General features: G+C 68.7%; 4 protein-coding genes. 2 read left to right on the forward strand and 2 right to left on the reverse strand.

The window, feature by feature from the left end; all coding sequences use genetic code 11:
• A partial coding sequence (gene rimM, locus ACTS11_RS03225; RefSeq protein ID WP_442638904.1) for a ribosome maturation factor RimM occupies positions 1–376 on the forward strand: 376 nt, incomplete at its 5' end.
• A gap of 61 nt (positions 377–437) precedes the next feature.
• Positions 438–605, forward strand: a complete 168-nt coding sequence (locus ACTS11_RS03230) for a DUF1328 family protein (protein WP_442638905.1) — start codon at positions 438–440, stop codon at positions 603–605.
• A gap of 4 nt (positions 606–609) precedes the next feature.
• Here the strand turns inward: ACTS11_RS03230 and ACTS11_RS03235 are convergent, their stop codons facing one another.
• Complete coding sequence (locus ACTS11_RS03235) at positions 610–1,371, reverse strand: ABC transporter permease (RefSeq protein WP_442638906.1); 762 nt, start codon at positions 1,369–1,371, stop codon at positions 610–612.
• Positions 1,368–2,336: an ABC transporter ATP-binding protein gene (locus ACTS11_RS03240; RefSeq protein WP_442638907.1), complete on the reverse strand. Its 969-nt coding sequence runs from the start codon at positions 2,334–2,336 to the stop codon at positions 1,368–1,370. The genes ACTS11_RS03235 and ACTS11_RS03240 overlap by 4 nt, the downstream gene beginning before the upstream one ends.
• Positions 2,337–2,418: the final 82 nt, after the last annotated feature.

Below are 2,418 nucleotides of genomic sequence, written 5' to 3' on the forward strand. Positions count from 1 at the left end.
CCGCAGCTTCGAGATCCGGCTCACGGGCGCGATCAAGGGCGGCCTCGCGGCGCGCCTCTCGGGCGTCGCCACCAAGGAACAGGCCGACGCGCTCCGCGGCCTGCGCCTCTACGCCCCGCGCGAGGCGCTTCCGGCGCTGCCGGACGACGAGTTCTACCACGCCGACCTCATCGGGCTCGAGGCCTACGACACCGGCGGCGCGCCGCTCGGGCGGGTCGCCGCGGTCCTGAACCACGGCGCGGGCGACCTCCTCGAGCTGCGCGGGCCGGGCCTCAAGGGCGCCGTCCTCGTGCCCTTCACGCAGGCCATCGTGCCCACGGTCGACCTCGCCTCGGGCCGTCTCGTCATCGACCCGCCCGAGGGGCTTCTCGACTGAAACCGGAACAAATGTACGGTTCCACAGGTTCTACCGGCTGACACGAACGCCGGAGACCCTCATGGACATTCTTTCCCTCATCCTCATCCTGCTCGTCATCGCCGCCATCGCGGGCGTGCTCGGCTTCGGCCGGGTGTCGGGCGCCGCGCTCACGGGCGTGAAGATCCTCGTCGTGATCGCGCTGATCCTCTTCCTCCTCGTGCTCTTCGGCGTGATCGCGCTCGCCTGACCGATCAGGGACGCAGCCGCCAGCCGGTGCGGAAGATCCACGCGATCACGACGAGGCAGAGGACGAGAAAGCCCCCGATCGCCAGGAGCGACCAGCCCACCGGCACGTCCGCCATGCCGAAGAACGACCAGCGGAACCCCGAGATCAGGTAGACGACCGGGTTGAACAGGCTGATCGTCTGCCACGCGCCCGGCAGCATCGAGATCGAGTAGAACGCGCCGCCGAGGAACACGAGCGGCGTGATCACGAGCAGCGGCACGAGCTGCAACTGCTCGAAGTTCTGCGCCCAGATCCCGATGATGAACCCGAAGAGCGCGAAGGACAGGCATGTCAGCACCAGGAAGGCGGCCATGGCGACGGGGTGCAGGATCGTCAGGTCCACGAAGAAGAACGACGTGGCCAGGATGATGAGCCCGATCGCCAGCGCCTTCGTCGCCGCCGCCAGCACGTAGCCCGCCGTCACCTCGAGGAAGGAGACCGGCGCCGAAAGGAGCTCGTAGACCGTGCCGATGAACTTCGGGAAGTAGATCCCGAACGAGGCGTTGGACACCGCCTGCTGCAGCACCGTCAGCATGATCAGCCCCGGCACGATGAAGGCGCCGTAGCCGATGCCCTCGACCTCCTCGATCCGGCTGCCGATGGCGGTGCCGAAGACCACGAAGTAGAGCGAGGTGGTGAGAACGGGCGAGACGATGGACTGCCCGATGGTGCGGAAGGTCCGTCCCATCTCGAAGCGGTAGATCGCACCCACGGCCCTGAGGTTCATGCCAGCTCCTCCGCCACCAGCCCCACGAAGATCTCCTCGAGCGAGCTCTGCCGCGTCTCCACGTCCGACAGGTGCAGCCCCGCCGCCTGGATGTCGGCCAGGAGCCGGGTGATCCCGGTCCGCTCCGCCTGCGTGTCGTAGGTGTAGACGAGGTGCCCCTCGCCCGTCATGCGCAGGTCGTGGTGCCCGAGCGCGTCCGGCACCTCCGCCACGGGTTCGCGCAGCTCGATCACCATCTCCTTGCGCCCCAGCCGCTTCATCAGCGCGGCCTTCTCCTCCACCAGCAGGATGCGCCCCTTGCTGATGACCCCGATCCGGTCGGCCATCGCCTCCGCCTCCTCGAGGTAGTGGGTGGTCAGGATGATCGTGACGCCGTCCTCCTTCAGCTTGCGCACGACCTCCCACATGTCGCGCCGCAGCTCCACGTCGACGCCCGCCGTGGGCTCGTCGAGGAACAGGATGCGCGGCTCGTGGCTCAGCGCCTTGGCGATCAGCACGCGCCGCTTCATGCCCCCCGAGAGCGCGCGGATCGGGCTGTCCCGCTTGTCCCAGAGCGAGAGCTGCCGGAGAATCCGCTCGATCAGCGCGTCGTCCCGGCGCTTGCCGAAGAGCCCGCGCGAGAAGCGGACGGTGGTGATCACCTTCTCGAAGGGCTCGAGGTTGATCTCCTGCGGCACGAGGCCGATCAGGTCGCGCGCGGCGCGGTAGTCCGACTGCGTGTCGTGACCCGCCACCAGCACCCGCCCGCCCGTCGGCTGCACGAGGCCGCAGACAGCGCCGATCAGCGTCGTCTTGCCCGCCCCGTTCGGGCCCAGGAGCGCGAGGATCTCCCCCTCGCGGATCTCGAGCGACACCGCGTCGAGCGCGGTGAAGCCGCCCTCGTAGGTCTTCGAGAGCCGGTCGATGGTCAGGATCGGCCCGGCTGCGGGTCCGGTCACGGGTCCGGTGGCGGTCGCCGTCGTCATGTCGCTCTCCCTCCGAGAGGCGGAGACTTAACCGCGAAACGTCCGCGAACAACCCCCTGCTTGATCCTGGCCCCTGCTTCAT

The sequence above is a fragment of the Roseicyclus sp. genome, assembly GCF_052168335.1.
Lineage (GTDB): Bacteria > Pseudomonadota > Alphaproteobacteria > Rhodobacterales > Rhodobacteraceae > Roseibacterium.